Annotated in this window: 17 protein-coding genes; 7 read left to right on the top strand and 10 right to left on the bottom strand. The window is 72.0% G+C overall.

Going from position 1 to position 15,301, the window contains the following annotated elements:
• Positions 1-52 precede the first annotated feature (52 nt).
• Together LH62_RS02185 and LH62_RS02190 are read right to left on the bottom strand one after the other, a co-directional pair.
• Positions 53-1,399, bottom strand: a complete 1,347-nt coding sequence (locus LH62_RS02185) for a glutamate--cysteine ligase (RefSeq protein WP_043358948.1) — start codon at positions 1,397-1,399, stop codon at positions 53-55.
• Positions 1,400-1,411: 12 nt separating this feature from the next.
• Positions 1,412-2,218, bottom strand: a complete 807-nt coding sequence (locus tag LH62_RS02190) for a 16S rRNA (uracil(1498)-N(3))-methyltransferase (RefSeq protein WP_236552449.1) — start codon at positions 2,216-2,218, stop codon at positions 1,412-1,414.
• Between LH62_RS02190 and ubiA the strand changes: the two genes are divergently transcribed.
• The 3 genes from ubiA to LH62_RS02205 are packed head-to-tail and all read left to right on the top strand — an operon-like array spanning position 2,217 to position 4,187.
• On the top strand, positions 2,217-3,116 hold the full coding sequence (gene ubiA, locus LH62_RS02195; RefSeq protein WP_043358950.1) for a 4-hydroxybenzoate octaprenyltransferase: 900 nt from the start codon (positions 2,217-2,219) through the stop codon (positions 3,114-3,116). The genes LH62_RS02190 and ubiA overlap by 2 nt on opposite strands.
• Entirely contained in the window at positions 3,113-3,757 is a 645-nt protein-coding gene (locus LH62_RS02200) for a methyltransferase (protein ID WP_043358952.1), read from the top strand. Before ubiA ends, LH62_RS02200 begins: the two co-directional genes overlap by 4 nt.
• Positions 3,758-3,788: 31 nt before the next feature.
• A complete protein-coding gene (locus LH62_RS02205; protein ID WP_236552450.1) occupies positions 3,789-4,187 on the top strand; it encodes a type IV secretion protein Rhs in 399 nt (132 codons plus the stop codon).
• Here the strand turns inward: LH62_RS02205 and LH62_RS02210 are convergent.
• The 7 genes from LH62_RS02210 to LH62_RS02240 form a co-directional block, all read right to left on the bottom strand.
• A complete protein-coding gene (locus tag LH62_RS02210) occupies positions 4,162-5,418 on the bottom strand; it encodes a hypothetical protein (RefSeq protein WP_043358955.1) in 1,257 nt (418 codons plus the stop codon). The genes LH62_RS02205 and LH62_RS02210 overlap by 26 nt on opposite strands.
• Positions 5,415-6,314 carry an LLM class F420-dependent oxidoreductase gene (locus LH62_RS02215; RefSeq protein WP_043358957.1) on the bottom strand — a complete coding sequence of 300 codons (900 nt, stop codon included), beginning with the start codon at positions 6,312-6,314 and terminating at the stop codon, positions 5,415-5,417. Before LH62_RS02215 ends, LH62_RS02210 begins: the two co-directional genes overlap by 4 nt.
• 64 nt (positions 6,315-6,378) lie before the next feature.
• Positions 6,379-7,173, bottom strand: coding sequence for an ABC transporter ATP-binding protein (locus LH62_RS02220; protein WP_043358959.1), 795 nt, complete (start codon positions 7,171-7,173; stop codon positions 6,379-6,381).
• Positions 7,170-7,886, bottom strand: a complete 717-nt coding sequence (locus LH62_RS02225) for a class I SAM-dependent methyltransferase (RefSeq protein ID WP_082012309.1) — start codon at positions 7,884-7,886, stop codon at positions 7,170-7,172. Before LH62_RS02225 ends, LH62_RS02220 begins: the two co-directional genes overlap by 4 nt.
• Positions 7,887-7,897: 11 nt before the next feature.
• Entirely contained in the window at positions 7,898-8,671 is a 774-nt protein-coding gene (locus LH62_RS02230) for an ABC transporter permease (RefSeq protein ID WP_043358960.1), read from the bottom strand.
• Positions 8,671-9,621: an ABC transporter substrate-binding protein gene (locus tag LH62_RS02235; RefSeq protein WP_043358962.1), complete on the bottom strand. Its 951-nt coding sequence runs from the start codon at positions 9,619-9,621 to the stop codon at positions 8,671-8,673. The genes LH62_RS02230 and LH62_RS02235 overlap by 1 nt, the downstream gene beginning before the upstream one ends.
• 91 nt (positions 9,622-9,712) lie before the next feature.
• Positions 9,713-10,519 carry an SDR family NAD(P)-dependent oxidoreductase gene (locus LH62_RS02240; RefSeq protein ID WP_236552451.1) on the bottom strand — a complete coding sequence of 269 codons (807 nt, stop codon included), beginning with the start codon at positions 10,517-10,519 and terminating at the stop codon, positions 9,713-9,715.
• On the opposite strand from LH62_RS02240, the gene LH62_RS02245 reads away from it, so the two are divergent.
• A complete protein-coding gene (locus LH62_RS02245) occupies positions 10,500-11,570 on the top strand; it encodes a C-terminal binding protein (RefSeq protein WP_236552452.1) in 1,071 nt (356 codons plus the stop codon). The genes LH62_RS02240 and LH62_RS02245 overlap by 20 nt on opposite strands.
• Before the next feature lie 100 nt (positions 11,571-11,670).
• Complete coding sequence (locus LH62_RS02250; protein WP_236552453.1) at positions 11,671-12,228, top strand: RidA family protein; 558 nt, start codon at positions 11,671-11,673, stop codon at positions 12,226-12,228.
• Between the two features lie 113 nt (positions 12,229-12,341).
• On the opposite strand, the gene LH62_RS02255 is transcribed toward LH62_RS02250, so the two are convergent.
• Entirely contained in the window at positions 12,342-13,751 is a 1,410-nt protein-coding gene (locus LH62_RS02255) for an MATE family efflux transporter (RefSeq protein ID WP_043358965.1), read from the bottom strand.
• A 127-nt stretch (positions 13,752-13,878) separates the two neighbouring features.
• On the opposite strand from LH62_RS02255, the gene LH62_RS02260 reads away from it, so the two are divergent.
• Positions 13,879-14,928, top strand: a complete 1,050-nt coding sequence (locus LH62_RS02260; RefSeq protein ID WP_043358966.1) for an alpha/beta hydrolase — start codon at positions 13,879-13,881, stop codon at positions 14,926-14,928.
• Positions 14,929-14,938: 10 nt separating this feature from the next.
• Positions 14,939-15,244, top strand: coding sequence for a hypothetical protein (locus LH62_RS27975; RefSeq protein ID WP_052213619.1), 306 nt, complete (start codon positions 14,939-14,941; stop codon positions 15,242-15,244).
• The last annotated feature ends 57 nt before the right edge of the window (positions 15,245-15,301 follow it).

Genomic DNA, 15,301 nt, shown 5'->3' on the forward strand with positions numbered 1-15,301 from the left:
GCACCTCCCGCCTGTCAGAGCGGAAACCGCAACTGGACAGACAGGTTCCGCCTCAGATCTCCGCATGCAGCAGCGCCCGCGCCGCATCGCCGCCCCAAGCCCGCTCATAGAGATGAAGCAGCCGGTCCGCCTGGGTCAGTCCGCTCGCCGCGATCTCGTCGAGCGGCGCCAGGTAGACCTCTTCGCCGAGCCCCCGCGCCCGCAGCCCGTCCCGCGCGATGGCGAGCACGTCGAGCGCCACCTCCCGCACGCGCCGGCCGCGGATGCCGGCCGTCAGCGCCTCGCGCGGCACCGCCGCCCGCAGCGCGCGGATCTCCTCCAAAGACCAGTCGCGGATCAGCGCCGCGGCCGCCTTCTGCGCCGCGTCGTCGTAGATCAGCCCGACCCAGAGCGCCGCCTGCGCCACAATCATCCCAGGCCCCCCGACATCGGAGCCACGCATCTCGAGGAAGCGCTTCAGCCGCACATCGGTGAAGGCCGTCGTCACATGGTCGGCGAAGTCGCCCACCGTCGCCCGCTCGCCCGGCAGGATGCCGAGCCTTCCGTCGAGGAAGTCGCGGAAGCTGGCGCCCGCCGCATCCAGCCAGCGCCCCTCGCGCATGACGAAATACATCGGCACGTCGAGCAGCCAGTCGGCGAAGCGCTCGAAGCCGAAGCCCTGCTCGAAGACCACGCCGGGGATGCCGGTGCGTGCCCCGTCGGTATCGGTCCAGACCTGCGCCCGCATGCTGCGGAAGCCGTTCGGCCGCCCCTCGGTGAAGGGCGAGTTGGCGAAGAGCGCCGTCGCCACCGGCTGCAGGGCCAGCGACACACGCAGCTTCTCGACCATGTCGGCCTCGTCGCCATAGTCGAGATTGGCCTGCACCGTGCAGGTGCGTTGCATCATGTCGAGGCCGAGCGAGCCCACCGTCGGCATGTAGCGCCGCATGATGGCGTAGCGGCCTTTCGGCATCCACGGCATCTCGGCGCGCGAATGCGTCGGGTGGAAGCCGAGCGCGGCGAAGCCGACGCCCATCGGTCCGGCCACCTGATGCACCTCTCGCAGATGCGCCTCGAGTTCCAGATGCGTCGCATGCAGGTCGGCCTGCAACCCGCCGGAAAGCTCCAGCTGCCCCGCCGGCTCCAGGCTGATCGAGGCGCCGCCCCGCTTCAGCCCGATCGGCTTGCCGTCGTCGAGGATCGGCTCCCAGCCGAGCGCAGCCAACCCTTCGAGGATGGCGCGGATGCCGCCCTCCCCGTCATAGCCCGGACTCACGAAGCCGGTTCGGGTGAAGCCGAATTTCTCGTGCTCGGTCCCCACCGTCCATTCGCCGCGCGGCTTGCTGCCGGCGGCGAACCACTCGGCCAGCTGCCGCCGGTCGGTGATGGGCGTCAGGTCCGCTTCGCCAGGATTGGACATCCTCGCCTTCCGTCATGTCCCGGCCCGGGCGGAGTTGCCCAATGCCCCATCGTCAGTGGAAATCGGTTGATCGTCCCAGTCGCCGGCCAGCGCCTGGAGAAGCGCGAGGCCCGTGACCGCCGCCGTCTCCGCCCGCAGGATGCGGGGGCCGAGGCTGGCGGTCGAAACAAAGGCGCGCCGCGCCAGATCGTCAAGCTCCACCCGTTCGAACCCGCCCTCCGGCCCGACGAGCCACGCCCAGGGGGCGTGCATCCCCTGGGCGACACGACCGAGGGACGGGCTTTTCCGCCGCTCGGCGCCGACGAGCAGGGGTATCCCATCCCATGCATCAAGCACCGCCGGCAAGGGGCGGGCCGGCTCGACCTTAGGCAGGCCGAGCCGCTCGCATTGCTCCGCCGCCTCCTGGGCGATGGCGGCTAACCGTGTTGTGTTCACCCGGTCCGCCACGCTCCGCCGCGTGAGCACCGGCTGGATCAGGCCGATGCCGAGCTCCGTCGCCTTCTCCACCACCCATTCCATGGCGTCCCGCTTGAGCGCGGCGACCAGCAGCCGGGTATCGGCCTGCGGCACCTGCGGCCGTGCCTGCCGCTCGGGGGCCAGGGTGCAGCGGTCGCGGCGGATGGCAGCGATGCGCCCCTCCCACTCGCCGTCGCGGCCGTTGAACAGCAGCACGGCATCGCCGGGGCCGCGCCGCATGACGCTGCCGAGATAGTGCGCCTGGCCCGAAGTGGCGGGCACCTCGCGCCCGGCCTCGAGCGGTTGATCCAGGTAGAGCCGCGGGATGGACATGGCGCCCTTTCGCTGGAACAGAGGGCGCATGCAAGGCTTCACCGACATCGAGGCGCAGGGCTGGGTCGCCCGCCTGCCACAGGGCTGGCGACCCTATGCGCTGCTGGCCCGCTTCGACCGGCCGATCGGCTCCTGGCTGCTCTTCCTGCCTGGCCTTTGGGCCTTCGCCCTCGCCGCGCCGGGCTGGGCGGAGGGGCTGCGCCTTGCGCTCCTCTTCGGCATCGGCGCGGTCGCCATGCGCGGCGCCGGTTGCGTGGTGAACGACCTCTGGGACCGCGACATCGACCGTCGCGTGGAGCGCACCCGCGGCCGCCCGCTCGCCGCCGGGACGGTGACGCCCTTCCAGGCCCTGGTCTTCCTCGCCGTGCTCTGCTGCATCGGCCTCGCCGTGCTGCTGCAGCTGAACGGCACGGCGATCCTGCTCGGGGTCTGCTCGCTGCTGCCGATCCTGCTCTACCCGCTCGCCAAGCGGGTGACGAACTGGCCGCAGGCGATGCTCGGCCTCACCTTCTCCTGGGCCGCGCCGGAGGGCATCGCCGCCGCGACCGGGCGCGTCGATGCGGTGGCGCTGATCCTCTGGGCCGCCGCCTTCTGCTGGATTCTCGGCTACGACACGATCTACGCCCATCAGGACCGCGAGGACGACGCCATGGTCGGCATCGGCAGCACCGCGCTGCGCTGGGGCGAGCGGACGCGGCCCTTCCTCGCCGCCTGCTATGCCGCGATGCTGGTGCTGCTGGCGCTCGCCGGCTGGGTCGGCGGCCTCGGCTGGCTCTACCTGCCTGCCCTGCTCCTGCCGGCCGCGCTGCTGGCCCGGCAGGTCGCCCGACTCGACATCCACGACCCGGCCCTATGCCTCCGCCTCTTCAAGGCGAATCGGGAGGCCGGGCTCGCCGTCGCCCTCGCCTTCCTGATCGGCCGGCTGTGAGCGACGCCGAGGCCTTCCTCCGCGCCCATACCGCCATCGCCGCCCCGGCCCTGGTGCCGGAAATCAGCCTCCACCTCGCCACCGAGATCACGCCGATCTGGCAGGCGACCGAGGCATGGCTGGCGCGGGAGGGGATCGAGCCGCCCTTCTGGGCCTTCGCCTGGCCCGGCAGCCAGGCCATGGCCCGGCTGATCCTCGATGCCCCGCATCATGCCACCGCCCGCCGCGTGCTGGACTTCGCCGCCGGCTGCGGCCTCGCCGCCATTGCCGCGGCGCGGGCCGGCGCGGCGATGGTCGAGGCGGCAGAGATCGACCCGATCGCCATCGCCGCCATCCGCCTGAACGCCGCGCTGAACGGCGCCGCCGTCACCGCCCTCGACGGCGACGTGGTCGGCGCCCCCTGCCGCTGGGACCTCATCCTCGCCGGCGATGTCTGCTACGAGGCGCCGATGACCGCCCATATCCTCCCCTGGCTGCGCGCCATGGCGGCGGCGGGCGCGGAAGTCTGGCTCGCCGATCCCGGCCGCGCCTATGTCCCGCGTGAGGGGCTGGCGGAGATGGCGCGCTTCGCCGTGCCGGTGACGCGCGAGCTGGAGGACCGCGATATGCGGGAGGTAACGATCGCCCGCCTGCTGCCCTGATCCGGCCATGGGCCTGGTGCAGCATGGCGCGATGGCCCGCCTCCTCCTGCTTCTCCTCTGCTTCGCCACCGGCGCCGCAGCGCAAACCGAGCGCTTCTACGACGCCCAGGGGCGCTCCACCGGTCGTGCCGAGACCCGCGGCGGCGTCACCCGCTTCTATGATGCCCAGGGCCGCTCCGCCGGGCGGGCCGAAGCGAGGGGAGACGCCACGCGCTTCTACGACGCACAGGGGCGAAGCACGGGCCGGGCCGAGGGCGGCCGCAGCTACGACGCCTTGGGCCGCTCGACCGGCCGGGCCGAAACCCATGGCGGCACGACCCGCCTCTACGACGCCGAGGGGCGCAGCACCGGCCGGATCGAGGACCGGGGCGGGAGTTGGCGCGCCTATGATGCGCAGGGCCGCACTACCGGGCGGGCCGATCGGCGGTAGCGACCTCCAAGAACCGGATCAGCGCCGCCATCGCCGCCGGGTCGCCGAGGCGCTGCACCGGCATGGTCGTCCCCGGCGTCACCACATCCGGCCCGCGGGTGAAGAGGTCGGCCACCGTTTCCGGCGTCCAGGTGATGTCCCCTCGGGCCAGGCGTGGCGAGTAGGGATAGCCCGGCAGGCTTCCCATCTGCCGGCCGAAGATGCCGTGCAGGCTCGGTCCCGCCATCGGCCCCGAATCGGCCGAGAGCGCATGGCAGGCGCGGCAAGCCCCGAAGACCCGCGCGCCTTCCGGGTCGCCCCCTGCCGGCAGCGCCTCCTCGGCGACCGGGGCGAGCGGCCCGAGCGGCGCCCCGGTCGCCGCATCCCAGTGCCGCACCACCCGGTCCTGCCCGCCGGTCCAGAGCGTCCGCCCATCCGCGGCGAAGGCGACCGACCAGACCGGCAGGCCCGGCCCCTCCAGCGTGGCGAGGAGGCGCCCTTCGGCGAGGGACCAGAGGGTGACGTTCCCGCCGAGCGAGGCCGCCGCCAGCCGCCCGCCGCCGGCTGCCAGCGCCACCACCGGCCGGCTGCCTGCGGCCCATTCCCGCACCGCGCCATCGACGCCGATCAGCCGGACGATGCCATCCGCCCCGCCCGCGGCCAGCCCGCCGCCGGGCAGGGCAAGGAGCGCATGCTGCGGCAGACCGAATTCGGCGAGCACCTGCCCACCCTGGCCATCCCAGGTCCGAACCGTCCCGTCATAGCCGGCGCTTGCCCAGCGCGTGCCTGTCCATGCGATGCCGTTGACCGGCCCCTGATGCCCCTCCAACACCCGCGCCGTCCCGTCGGCGGACCAAAGGCGAACCATCCCATCCCAGCCGGCGCTGCCCAGCATCCCATCCGGCGCCGCCGCCAGCGCCGCGACGGGCGCTCCGTGCCCCTCCAGCACCTGCCCCGGCTGCGCCGCCCCGCCCGGCGGCCAGAGGGCGATCCGCCCATCCTCACCCGCGCTGGCCAGGCCACCCCCCGGCAGCGCGGCGAGGGCATTCACAGCCCCGCCATGCCAGCGGATCACCCGCCGCGCCCGTGCCCGCTCCGGGTCCCAGAGGATCACCGCCTGATCGAAACCCGCCGAAGCCAGACCATCCGGTAGGACGGCCAGCGCCCGCACCGGCCCGCCATGGCCGCGCAACTCCTGCGCCCCGGCGCCGAAGCCCAGCAGCAGCAGCGCCGCGACCAGCCGGAGCCTCACAGCAGATCGGCCACCGCCGCCTGGTAGCGCCGCATCACCGCCAGATGGTCGGCAACGCCCCGCCCGGCGATCCGCTTGTGGTGCCGCCGCCCGAAGGTGTTGGTGAGAGTGAGATGCGTCGCCCCCTGCGCCTTCCAGTAGGCCGCCTCCCGGCGCCACTCCGCCTCGCCGCCCACACCGCCCGAGACCCAAACCTCGAGACCGACCGAGGCCGGGTCCCGCCCCGCCGCCTCGGTCAGCCGCCGCAGCTTGGCAAGTTCGCCCTCGACCTCCGCCCCCGGCGGATAGGCATTCATGATCCAGCCGTCGCCGAGGGCCGCGATCCGCTCCAGCGTCTGCTCCACATGCCCGCCGAACCAGACCGGGATGCGCCGGTTGACGGGCATCGGATTGATCCCGGCATCGTCGATCCGGTGCCAGCGCCCCTCGAAGCTGACATGCGGCTCCGCCCAAAGGCGCTGCATCACCTCGACCTGCTCCGCGCTGCGCCGCCCGCGGTTGGAGAAGTTCTCGTTGAGCCCGGTGAACTCCACCGGGTTCCACCCGACGCCCACGCCGAGGCGGAACCGCCCGCCGCAGAGCAGATCGAGGCTCGCCGCCTGCTTCGCCACCAGCACCGCCTGGCGCTGCGCCAGGATCAGCACCTGGGTGGAGAACTCGGTCGTCGGCCGGCAGAGGCCCGCGAGGAAGCCGAAGCAGACGAAAGGGTCGTGGAACAGGTCGGCCGAGGTGTTGCGGTCGCCCCAGTCCGGGCGGCTCGCCACGTTGACGCCGAGCACATGGTCGGCGAGGCCGAGATTGGTGTAGCCGATGGCCTCCGCCTCCAGGGCGAAGTCCCGCACCACCCCCGGCTCGCCGCCGATATCGCCGAATGGCAGCATCACGCCCAAGCGCATCGCACCCTCCCCTCGCCCGCCTTCGGGGGATTAACGGCCAATCCGGCGCGACGGTCGAGTCGCCCTAGCCTGCCGCCGCGATCGCCTTCCGCACCTCCTCGCGGATTTCGCCCATCAGCCGCGCCTTGAGCGCGCCGAACTCAGGCGTCGTCTTCATCGTCCAGTCGCGCGGATAGGCCAGCGGCACCGGCACCTCCGCCTTCACCCGCCCAGGCCGGGCCGACATCACCAGCACGCGGTTGGCGAGGAAGATCGCCTCGTCGATGTCATGGGTGACGAAGAGCACCGTCTTCCGGTCGGCCTCCCAGATTTCCAGCAGCAGCTCCTGCATCAGCTCCCGCGTCTGGTGGTCGAGCGCGCCGAAGGGCTCGTCGAGCAGCAGGATCTCCGGGTCGTTGGCGAGCGCCCGCGCCAGGGCCGTCCGCTGCTGCATCCCGCCCGAGAGCTGCCGCGGCCAGTGGTTCTCGAAGCCGCGGAGGCCGGTGCGGGCGATGAAGCGCGCCGCGACCTCCCGCTGCTGCGCCTCCGGCAGGCCACGCTCGCGGAGGCCATAGCGGATGTTCCCCTCGACCGTCAGCCAGGGGAAGAGGGTGTAGGACTGGAAGACCATCCCCCGGTCCGGCCCCGGCGCCGTGACCGGCCTGCCATCGAGCAGCACCTGCCCGCCCGTTGGCCGGTCGAGCCCCGCGACGATCCTGAGCAGCGTCGACTTCCCGCAGCCCGAGGGGCCGAGGATGGCGACGAACTCGCCCGGCGCGACGGACAGCTCGGTCGGCTGCAGGGCGAGCGTAGGCGCGCTGCGGCCCTGGCCAGGGAAGGTTCGCGTCACCCCCGCGATACGGAGCGTCTGACGGCTCATGCCGGAAGGGGATCGGGAGCTACCCAGGCGGTCATCGCCAGGGCTGCGGGATAATGCAGCTGGGTCAGCGTGACATCGGTGAAGCCGGCGCGGAGGACATGGGTCCAGGCATCCGCCCCGTATTCGGTCTGCACGAGGAAGTCGTCGCCGGTGACCTCGGGGTTGCCGTGCCAGCTTTTCGGCAGGCCGGAGCGGTTGCGGGTCATCCGCCCAACGATGATGGGCACGGTGAAGCAGAGCCGGCCGCCAGGCGCCAGCACGCGGCGGCATTCCTCGAGCGCGCGGACTGGTACCGCGACATGCTCGATCGTGTCGGAATGGACCACCAGGTCGAAGCTGCCATCGGCGAAGGGGAGATCGTGCAGATCGACCTCAGGATAGTCGGCGCGGCGGTAATGCGGCAGCACGGACAGCACCTCCGAGAGACCAGCCGCGCCGTTGACGTCGAGGACACGCAGGCGCTGCGCGGAAGGAGTCGCCAGGAAGGACCGGAGGACCGTCGCAGCGCCGACCGCCTGGCGCAGGGCATTGCCGAGCGCAATGGTCCGCAGGTTGGCACCGCAAGCGGTACAGGCACATCCTTGCTGCTCGTCGATGTAGCCGGCTTCCTCGGCCGTAAGTCCCCAGGCGGCGACGAGTTCGGGCCAGAGGATCGGCCTTCGGATGAAGTCTGTGCCGCCACAGAGCGAACAGCGCAGCATGGATTCGGGCATGGCGGCTCCTACTACAACGCTGCCCAGGGAAACAGCCGCCGGTTCGCCGCCTTGAACAGCAGGTCCGTCACCAGCCCGATGATGCCGATGACGGCGATGCCGAAGATCATCTGCCCGGTATCCAGCAGCCGCTGGCTGTCCATGATCATGTGGCCGATGCCGCTGGTCGCGCCGATCAGCTCGGCGACGATCACATAGGTCCAGGCCCAGCCGAGCACGAGCCGCAGCGTTTCCGCGATCTGCGGCGCCGCCGCCGGGATGACGACGCGCCGGAGGATCGCCAGCCGCCCCGAGCCCAGCGTCCGCGCCGCCTCGACAAGGTCCGGCCGCGTCGCCCCCGCCACCCCGGCCACCATGATGACGAGCTGGAAGACGCTGCCGATGACGATGACGGAAAGCTTCTGCGCCTCCCCCACCCCCGCCCAGAGGATCAGCAGGGGGATGAAGGCGGAGGCCGGCAGGTAGCGCGCGAAGGACAGGAAGGGCTCGAAGAAGGCCTCGACCGGCTTGAAGGCGCCCATCAGCAGGCCGAGCGGCACGGCGACGGCGGCGGCGATGAGGAAGCCCCCCACCACCCGCCAGATCGTCACCGCGATGTCGCCGAGGAAGCCGAATTCCGTCAGCAGCGACCAGCCGGCCAGCAGCGTCCTGCCGGGCGAGGCGAGGAAGAGCGGCGGCACCCAGCCGCCGTAGGTCGCCACGCCCCAGGCCGCGATGAAGACGGCGAAGAAGCCCGCCCCCAGCACGACCCGGGTGGCGGGCGAGACCGGCTTCAGCGGTTCCATCACCCGAGGAATTGCGTATCGAGCAGCTTCGCCAGGTCGACATTGCCGCGGACGACACCTGTTTCCTTTTGCACCTCGAGCGCCTTCTGCTGGAACTCCGGCAGGCCGGCGGCGACATAGGCCCGGTTCATCGCCCCATCCTGCCACTCGATATACTGCGCGCTGGCCCGGAAGGCCTCGCCGGTCTGATTCACCCGGCGGCCCATGATCTCGAAGCTGCGGTCGGGCTCCGACTTGATCATCGCCAACGCGTCGTACCAGCTCTTCACCACCCGCCGCACCGCCTCGGGGTTCGCCTGGATGAAGGCGGGCTGGAAAGCCAGAGTATCGACCACGCAGGGATGCTGCACCGTCGTCGACAGGATGCGGCCCTTGTCCTCGCCCATGGCCCGGACCTGGGAGAGGTAGGGCTCATAGGTCGAGCAGGCGTCGAACTGCCCGGCGACGAAGGCCTGCGCCGCCGGCTGCGGCGCCAAGGTCGCCGTGGTGACGTCTTTGATGGAGACGCCGTTCTCCCGCATCATGTAAGCCAGGACGAAATAGGGCGTCGTCCCCGCGCCATCGACCGCGACCGTCTTGCCCTTCAGCCCCGCCCAGCCGCCGATATTCTGCCGCACTGCCACGCCGTCGCCGCCCTTCGAGCGGTCGAGCACCAGCACCTGCACCAGCGGCGCCGCGCTCGCCCAGAGGATCATGGTGTCGACCGTCGTCACCACGCAGTTCAGAGCGCCGGAGACGAGGGCCAGGTTGCGCTCCCGCTGCGGGACGAACTTGGTTTCCACATCGAGCCCGTTCGCCTTGAACAGCCCCGCCTGCTCGGCCAGCGTCAGCGGCGCGAAGCCGGTCCAGCCGGACATGCCGATGGTGATCTTGGGAAAGGATTGCGCCCGGGCGAGCGCAGGCGCGACGAGGCCAACGGCGGAGGCGGCGAGCAGGCTGCGGCGAAGCATGGGCGGGATTCTCTCCTCGGGTCGCTCCGAAGCTATCGAACCATCCCGCCGGCGCAAGGCTTTCTTGCGCCGCAGCAACCATGCATGCGGGTCAGGCCGTGATCCCGCCATCCACATGGATCACCTGCCCGGTGATGTAGCCGGCCGCCGGCGAGGCAAGGAAGGCGATCGCCGCCGCCACATCCGCCGGCTCCCCCAGCCGCCGCAGCGGGATGCGGGCGATGCGCTCCTCGAAGGCCTTGGGGTCGAGCGCCGCATGCGCCCCGGAATCCTTCCGCGTGAAGCCCGGCGCCACCGCATTCACCGTCACCCCCGGCGCCCATTCGATGGCCAGCGCCCGCACCAGCGCCTCGAGCGCCGCCTTGGCCGCGGCGGAGGCCGGGAAAAGCGGCTGCTCCAGCCGGAAGACATGCGCGACGAAGGAGGAGACGGCGATCATCCTGGGTGCATTCCCCCGCGCCAGATGCGGCCCCGCCGCCCGCGCCAGCCGCAGGAAGGCGAAGGCGATGGCGTCATGGCTTGTGGCGAAGGCCGCATCCGTCAGCGCCCCGGCCGGCGTCCGGTCGGCGAAGCCGGCATTGGAGACGACCACGTCGAGCCCGCCCATCCGCCCTGCGGCCTCCTCCACCAGCGCCTCGGGCGCCCCGGCCCCGGCGAGGTCGGCCAGCAGCACATGCGCCTCCGCCCCCTGCGCCCGCACCGCCTCCGCCACGCGCTCCGCCCCTTCGCGGTTCTTCCGCGTATGGATGGCGATGGCCGCCCCCGGAGCCGCCAGCGCCCGGCAGCAGGCCGCGCCGATGCCGCTCGCCGCCCCGGTGATGAGGTAATGCCGCTCCGCCATCCGCCCGCCCCTTGGTCCGTCCCCGCCGAGCATGCGGTTGCGCCCGCGCCCCGGCAACCGCATCCTCCGGCGCCTTGCCATCCAGGAGGAAACACGCGTGGTGCTGACGGTGCTCGAGCCCGAGGGGCTGTACCCGGATACCATCCCCGAACAGGAGATCCTCGGCCCCGGGGTCCGCATCATCCGCGGCAATGCCAAGACCAGCATCGCCGAGCTGCCCGATGAGATGCTCGCCGAGGTGGACGGGCTGATGACGCTCCGCATGTGGGTCCCGGCCGAGCAGATCGCCCGCTTCCCGAAGCTGAAGGTCATCGTCCGCATGGGCGTCGGCTATGACCGGGTGGACCGCGCCGCCGCCGCCGCCCGCGGCATCACCGTCTGCAACCTGCCGGACTACGGCACGCAGGAGGTCGCCGAATTCGCCGTCCTCCTGGCGCTCTCGCTCCGCCGCGGCCTCATCCTCTACCACGACACCCAACGCGGCCCGTCGCCTGCGCCCTGGGCGGTGATGCAGTCCCCGCTGCACCGCCGGCAGGAGGTGCAGACCTTCGGCATCCTCGGCCTCGGCCGCATCGGCTCGGCGGCGGCGCTCAGGGCGAAGGCCTTCGGCTACCGCGTCGTCTTCTACGACCCGAACCAGCCCAACGGCTGGGACCGCGCGCTCGGCATCCAGCGCGTCCGCAGCATGGACGAGCTGCTCGCCCAGTCCGACGTGCTCTCCATCCACTGCCCGCTGACCCGCGCCACGCGCGGCCTGATCGGCGAGCGGGAGCTGCGCCTGCTGCCGAAGAACGCGGTCGTGGTGAACACCGCCCGCGGCCCCATTATCGACATCGACGCGCTGGAGCGGGTCCTGCGCGACGGCCACCTCGCCGGCGCCGGCCTCGACGTCATCCCGGAGGAGCCGCCAGCCGAACCCATCCCCTCCCTGCTCCGCGCCTACCGCGACGGGGAGGAGTGGCTGCGCGGCCGCCTCGTCATCACCCCGCACATCGCCTTCCACACGCCGGAGGCCTGGCGGGACATCCGCATCAAGAGCATCGAGACGATGCGCGACGTCCTCGTCGAGGGCCGCCGCACCAACGTCATCCCGCCCGAGAGCGAATAGGCCAGCAGGCCCCATCCTGCTTGAACCGCTCCGGGCATTGCATGCATCCTGGCGGTACCGCCCAGGGCCCAAGGGCGGACCAGGCGGAGGTGAAGGTGCCATGCAAAGGCTCGATCGCCGATCGGTTCTCGCCTTCGGGATGGCGGCATCGGCCGCCGCCCTGGCGCCGGGCCGCGCTCTCGCCCAGGCCCCTGCGGCGGGGTCCGCCGAACAGCGGCTTCGGGAGCGCGGAATAGAGCTGCCCAGGTCGGGCGCCCCGGTCGCCAATTACGTCCCGGCCGTGCGGACCGGAAACCTGGTCTACCTCGCCGGCACGGGCCCGATCAGGCCCGACGGCACCTTCGCCACCGGCAAGGTCGGGAAGGATGTATCGGTGGAGGAGGCGTACCAGCATGCGCGCCTCACCGGCCTGGTGCTGCTGTCGGCGCTGCGCGGGGCAGTGGGCAGCCTCGACGCCGTGACCCGGGTGGTGAAGGTGCTCGGGATGGTGAACGCGGTGCCGGAGTTCACCGACCACCCGAAGGTCATCAACGGCTGCTCGGACCTGTTCGTGGAGGTCTTCGGCGATCGTGGGCGACACGCACGCTCGGCCGTCGGGATGGGGTCCCTGCCCTTCGGCATCAGCGTCGAGATCGAGGCGATCTTCGAGGTCGCCTGAGGCAGATCCCTGCTCCGACCTCCGAGCAGGGTCCACTGGCAGCCATTGGACAGGCCAAGCACGAGAAGGGCGGGGCAGCCGCGCATGGACCGGGCCCTCCGAAGGGGCCCGCCTCATGCGCCGGCGAAGGCTTCTCCTTCGCGCGACGCCACGGACAGCCGCCGCCAGCGCAGCAGCAGCAGCACGGCGACCAGCCCGACGCCGGCCGCCAGCCCCAGCCAGATCCCCGCCGGCCCCACCCCCGCCCAGACCGCGAGGCCGAGCCCGACCGGCATCCCCACCCCCCAATAGCCCAGCGCCGCCATCAGCATCGGCACCTGCGTGTCCTTCAGCCCCCGCAGAGCCCCCGCGGCCACCACCTGCACGCCGTCGGTCAGCTGGAACAGACCCGCAATGGTCAGCAGCACCGCCGCCATGCCGGCCACCGCCGCCGCCTGCGGCTCCGCCGCATCGAGGAAGGCCCAGGCGATCGGCCGTGCCCCGAGCAGCAGCAGCGCCGCCATCGCCAGCATGAAGCCGGCCCCGAGCCCGATCGCCACCCAGCCGGCCCTCCAGGCCCCGGCCGCATCCCCCCGCCCGGCCATGATGCCGACTCGCGCCGTCGCCGCCTGGCCGATCCCCATCGGCACCATGAAGCTGAGCGCCGAGACCTGCAGCGCAATGGCATGCGCCGCGACGGCAACGGCGCCGAACCAGCCCATCGCCAGCGCCGCCGCGCTGAACACGCCGATCTCCATCAGCATCTGCCCACTGATCGGCAGGCCGATGCGGAAGACCTCCCGCAGCCGCGGCCAGTCGATCCGCCAGAACCGCCCGAGCAGCCGGAAGCGCCTGAGCCGCCGGTCCCGCGCGATCAGCACGAGCAGCGCTCCCAGCATCAGCAGGTCGGCAAGCGCGCTGGCGAGCCCGGCCCCGACCACCCCGAGCCCCGGCCACCCATAGGCGCCGAAGACCAGCAGCCAGGCCAGCGGCGCATTGGCGATGACCGCCGCCCCCGTCACCCAGAGCGCCGGCCCCGGCCGGTCCATTGCGGCGAGGAAGCCGCGCAGCACGATGAAGCCGCAGAAGGGAATCAAGCCCCACATCATCGCCCGCAGATAGGCTCCGGCGCCCGCCGCCAGCGGTGGCTCCTGCCCGAGTGCCAGCAGCACCGCCTCGCCATGCCAGAGCAGCAGCAGCGAGGGGACGAGCAGGATGACCGTCGCCACCAGCGCGCTCCGCGCCCCGCGCCGCATCTCCCGCACCCAGCCGCGCGCGGCCCCGCCGCGCCGCTGCCCCATGCCGCGCGCCTGCGCCATCACCGGCGCCGCGGCGAAGCCGGCGCCGAGCGCCGGCGCCATCATCAGCCAGTAGAGGTTGGCGCCCAGGGTCCCCGACGCCAACGCCTCGGTCGAGAACCAGCCGAGGATGAGCGCATGGGTCGCCGCCATCGCATGCTGGCTGAGATTGGTGAGCGCCAGCGGCCAGGCCAGCCCAATTGTCGCGCGCGCCTCGCCCCACCAGCCAAGGCCGCGTGTTTCCATCCCTATCATGCTGGGGGATGTAGTCGCTCCCGACCCGCTTGGCACATGACGATCCGCCGGGGGTAGTGGAATAGGGCGGCTTCCGCGCTAGGCTGGCATCAAAGACCCATCCAGCGAGGAAGACCCAATGCACCGCCGCGCGATGCTCGCCGCCCCCCCTGCCCTCGCCGCCGCCTCGCTGCTGCCCGCCGCCGCCGGGGCCCAAGGCACCCCAGCGGTGCAGACCGAGGAGTTCATGGTTCCCTCCAAGGATGCGGGGATCGAGCTCTTCCTCCGCAACAAGCACCAGGAGGGGCTGCAGCCGCGCCCGGACCGCACCCTGCTCTTCGTCCATGGCGCCACCTACCCGGCCAGCACCGCCTTCGACCTGCCGCTCGGCGGCCTCTCCTGGATGGACTACATCGCCGGCCGCGGCTTCGATGTCTGGTGCCTGGATCTCCGCGGCTATGGCCGCAGCACCCGACCCCCGGAGATGGCGCAGCCGCCCGAGGCCGGCCAGCCCCTCGTCCGCGGCGAGACGGCCGTCGCCGACATCGCCGCCGCCGCCGCCTTCATCCGCCAGCGCCGGAGCCTGCCGAAGATCGTCCATATGGGTTGGTCCTGGGGCACCAGCCTGATGGCCCGCTTTACCGCCGACAACCCGTCGCTGGTCGAGCGCCTGGTCCTCTACGCCCCGCAATGGCTGCGCGACGGGCCGAGCCTCGCCGCCGCCGGCACCTCCGGCGAACTCGGCGCCTATCGCTATGTCACGCAGGCCCAGGCCCGCGAGCGCTGGATGACCGGCGTGCCGGAGGCCAAGCGCGCCGCCCTCATCCCGCCCGGCTGGTTCGAGCACTGGGCCGGCGTCACCTTCGCCACCGACCCCGAGGGCCAGCGCCGCAACCCGCCCGCGCTGCGCGCCCCAAACGGCATACTGCTCGACAACCGCGAATTCTGGCAGGCCGGCAAGCCCTTCTACGACCCGGCGAAGATCACGGTCCCGACCCTTCTGGTGGTCGCCGAGTGGGACCGCGACACGCCGCCGGCGCTGGCCAACACCCTTTTCCCGCTGCTGACCGCGAGTCCCGGCAAGCGCTTGGTCCAACTCGCCGAAGGGACCCATAGCATCGTCATGGAGCGCAACCGTGGGGCGCTCTTCCAGGCGGTGCAGGTCTTCCTCGAAGAAGCCATCGCCTGACGGAGCCGCCATGCGCCTGCCCTTCGCCCTCCTCGCCTGCCTTCTGGCCTTGCCGGCGGCGGCGAAGGAGGCCTCGGTCCGCATCACCAACCGCGGTGCCCGCGCCATCAACGAGATCTACGTTGCCTCGGCCGCGGTGAATGCCTGGGGCGAGGACCGGCTCGGCAGCAGGACGCTCGGCAGCGGCGCCAGCCACCTCGTCGCCCTGCCGCCCGGCCAATGCGTGAACGACATCCGCATCATCCTCGACGGGGGCGAGGCGAAGGAGCGCCGCCGGGTCAACACCTGCGCCCAGGGCGACCTCGTCTTTCCGTAACGGCACGCATCGTTGACAGGGAAGGTCCGTGGCACGACGTTCACGGCAGCGGGAGTA

It is taken from the genome of Belnapia sp. F-4-1 (assembly GCF_000802185.1).
Classification (GTDB): Bacteria; Pseudomonadota; Alphaproteobacteria; order Acetobacterales; family Acetobacteraceae; genus Belnapia.

Excerpts from the sequence above, each read along its gene's own strand:
- LH62_RS02235 (WP_043358962.1), bottom strand. The coding sequence starts at position 9,621 with ATGCTTCGCCGCAGCCTGCTCGCCGCCTCCGCCGTTGGCCTCGTCGCG.
- LH62_RS02215 (WP_043358957.1), bottom strand. The coding sequence starts at position 6,314 with ATGCGCTTGGGCGTGATGCTGCCATTCGGCGATATCGGCGGCGAGCCG.
- LH62_RS02185 (WP_043358948.1), bottom strand. The coding sequence starts at position 1,399 with ATGTCCAATCCTGGCGAAGCGGACCTGACGCCCATCACCGACCGGCGG.
- LH62_RS02230 (WP_043358960.1), bottom strand. The coding sequence starts at position 8,671 with ATGGAACCGCTGAAGCCGGTCTCGCCCGCCACCCGGGTCGTGCTGGGG.
- LH62_RS02190 (WP_236552449.1), bottom strand. The coding sequence starts at position 2,218 with ATGCGCCCTCTGTTCCAGCGAAAGGGCGCCATGTCCATCCCGCGGCTC.
- LH62_RS27975 (WP_052213619.1), top strand. The coding sequence starts at position 14,939 with ATGCGCCTGCCCTTCGCCCTCCTCGCCTGCCTTCTGGCCTTGCCGGCG.
- ubiA (WP_043358950.1), top strand. The coding sequence starts at position 2,217 with ATGCAAGGCTTCACCGACATCGAGGCGCAGGGCTGGGTCGCCCGCCTG.
- LH62_RS02205 (WP_236552450.1), top strand. The coding sequence starts at position 3,789 with ATGGCCCGCCTCCTCCTGCTTCTCCTCTGCTTCGCCACCGGCGCCGCA.
- LH62_RS02250 (WP_236552453.1), top strand. The coding sequence starts at position 11,671 with ATGCAAAGGCTCGATCGCCGATCGGTTCTCGCCTTCGGGATGGCGGCA.
- LH62_RS02255 (WP_043358965.1), bottom strand. The coding sequence starts at position 13,751 with ATGGAAACACGCGGCCTTGGCTGGTGGGGCGAGGCGCGCGCGACAATT.
- LH62_RS02220 (WP_043358959.1), bottom strand. The coding sequence starts at position 7,173 with ATGAGCCGTCAGACGCTCCGTATCGCGGGGGTGACGCGAACCTTCCCT.
- LH62_RS02260 (WP_043358966.1), top strand. The coding sequence starts at position 13,879 with ATGCACCGCCGCGCGATGCTCGCCGCCCCCCCTGCCCTCGCCGCCGCC.
- LH62_RS02225 (WP_082012309.1), bottom strand. The coding sequence starts at position 7,886 with ATGCCCGAATCCATGCTGCGCTGTTCGCTCTGTGGCGGCACAGACTTC.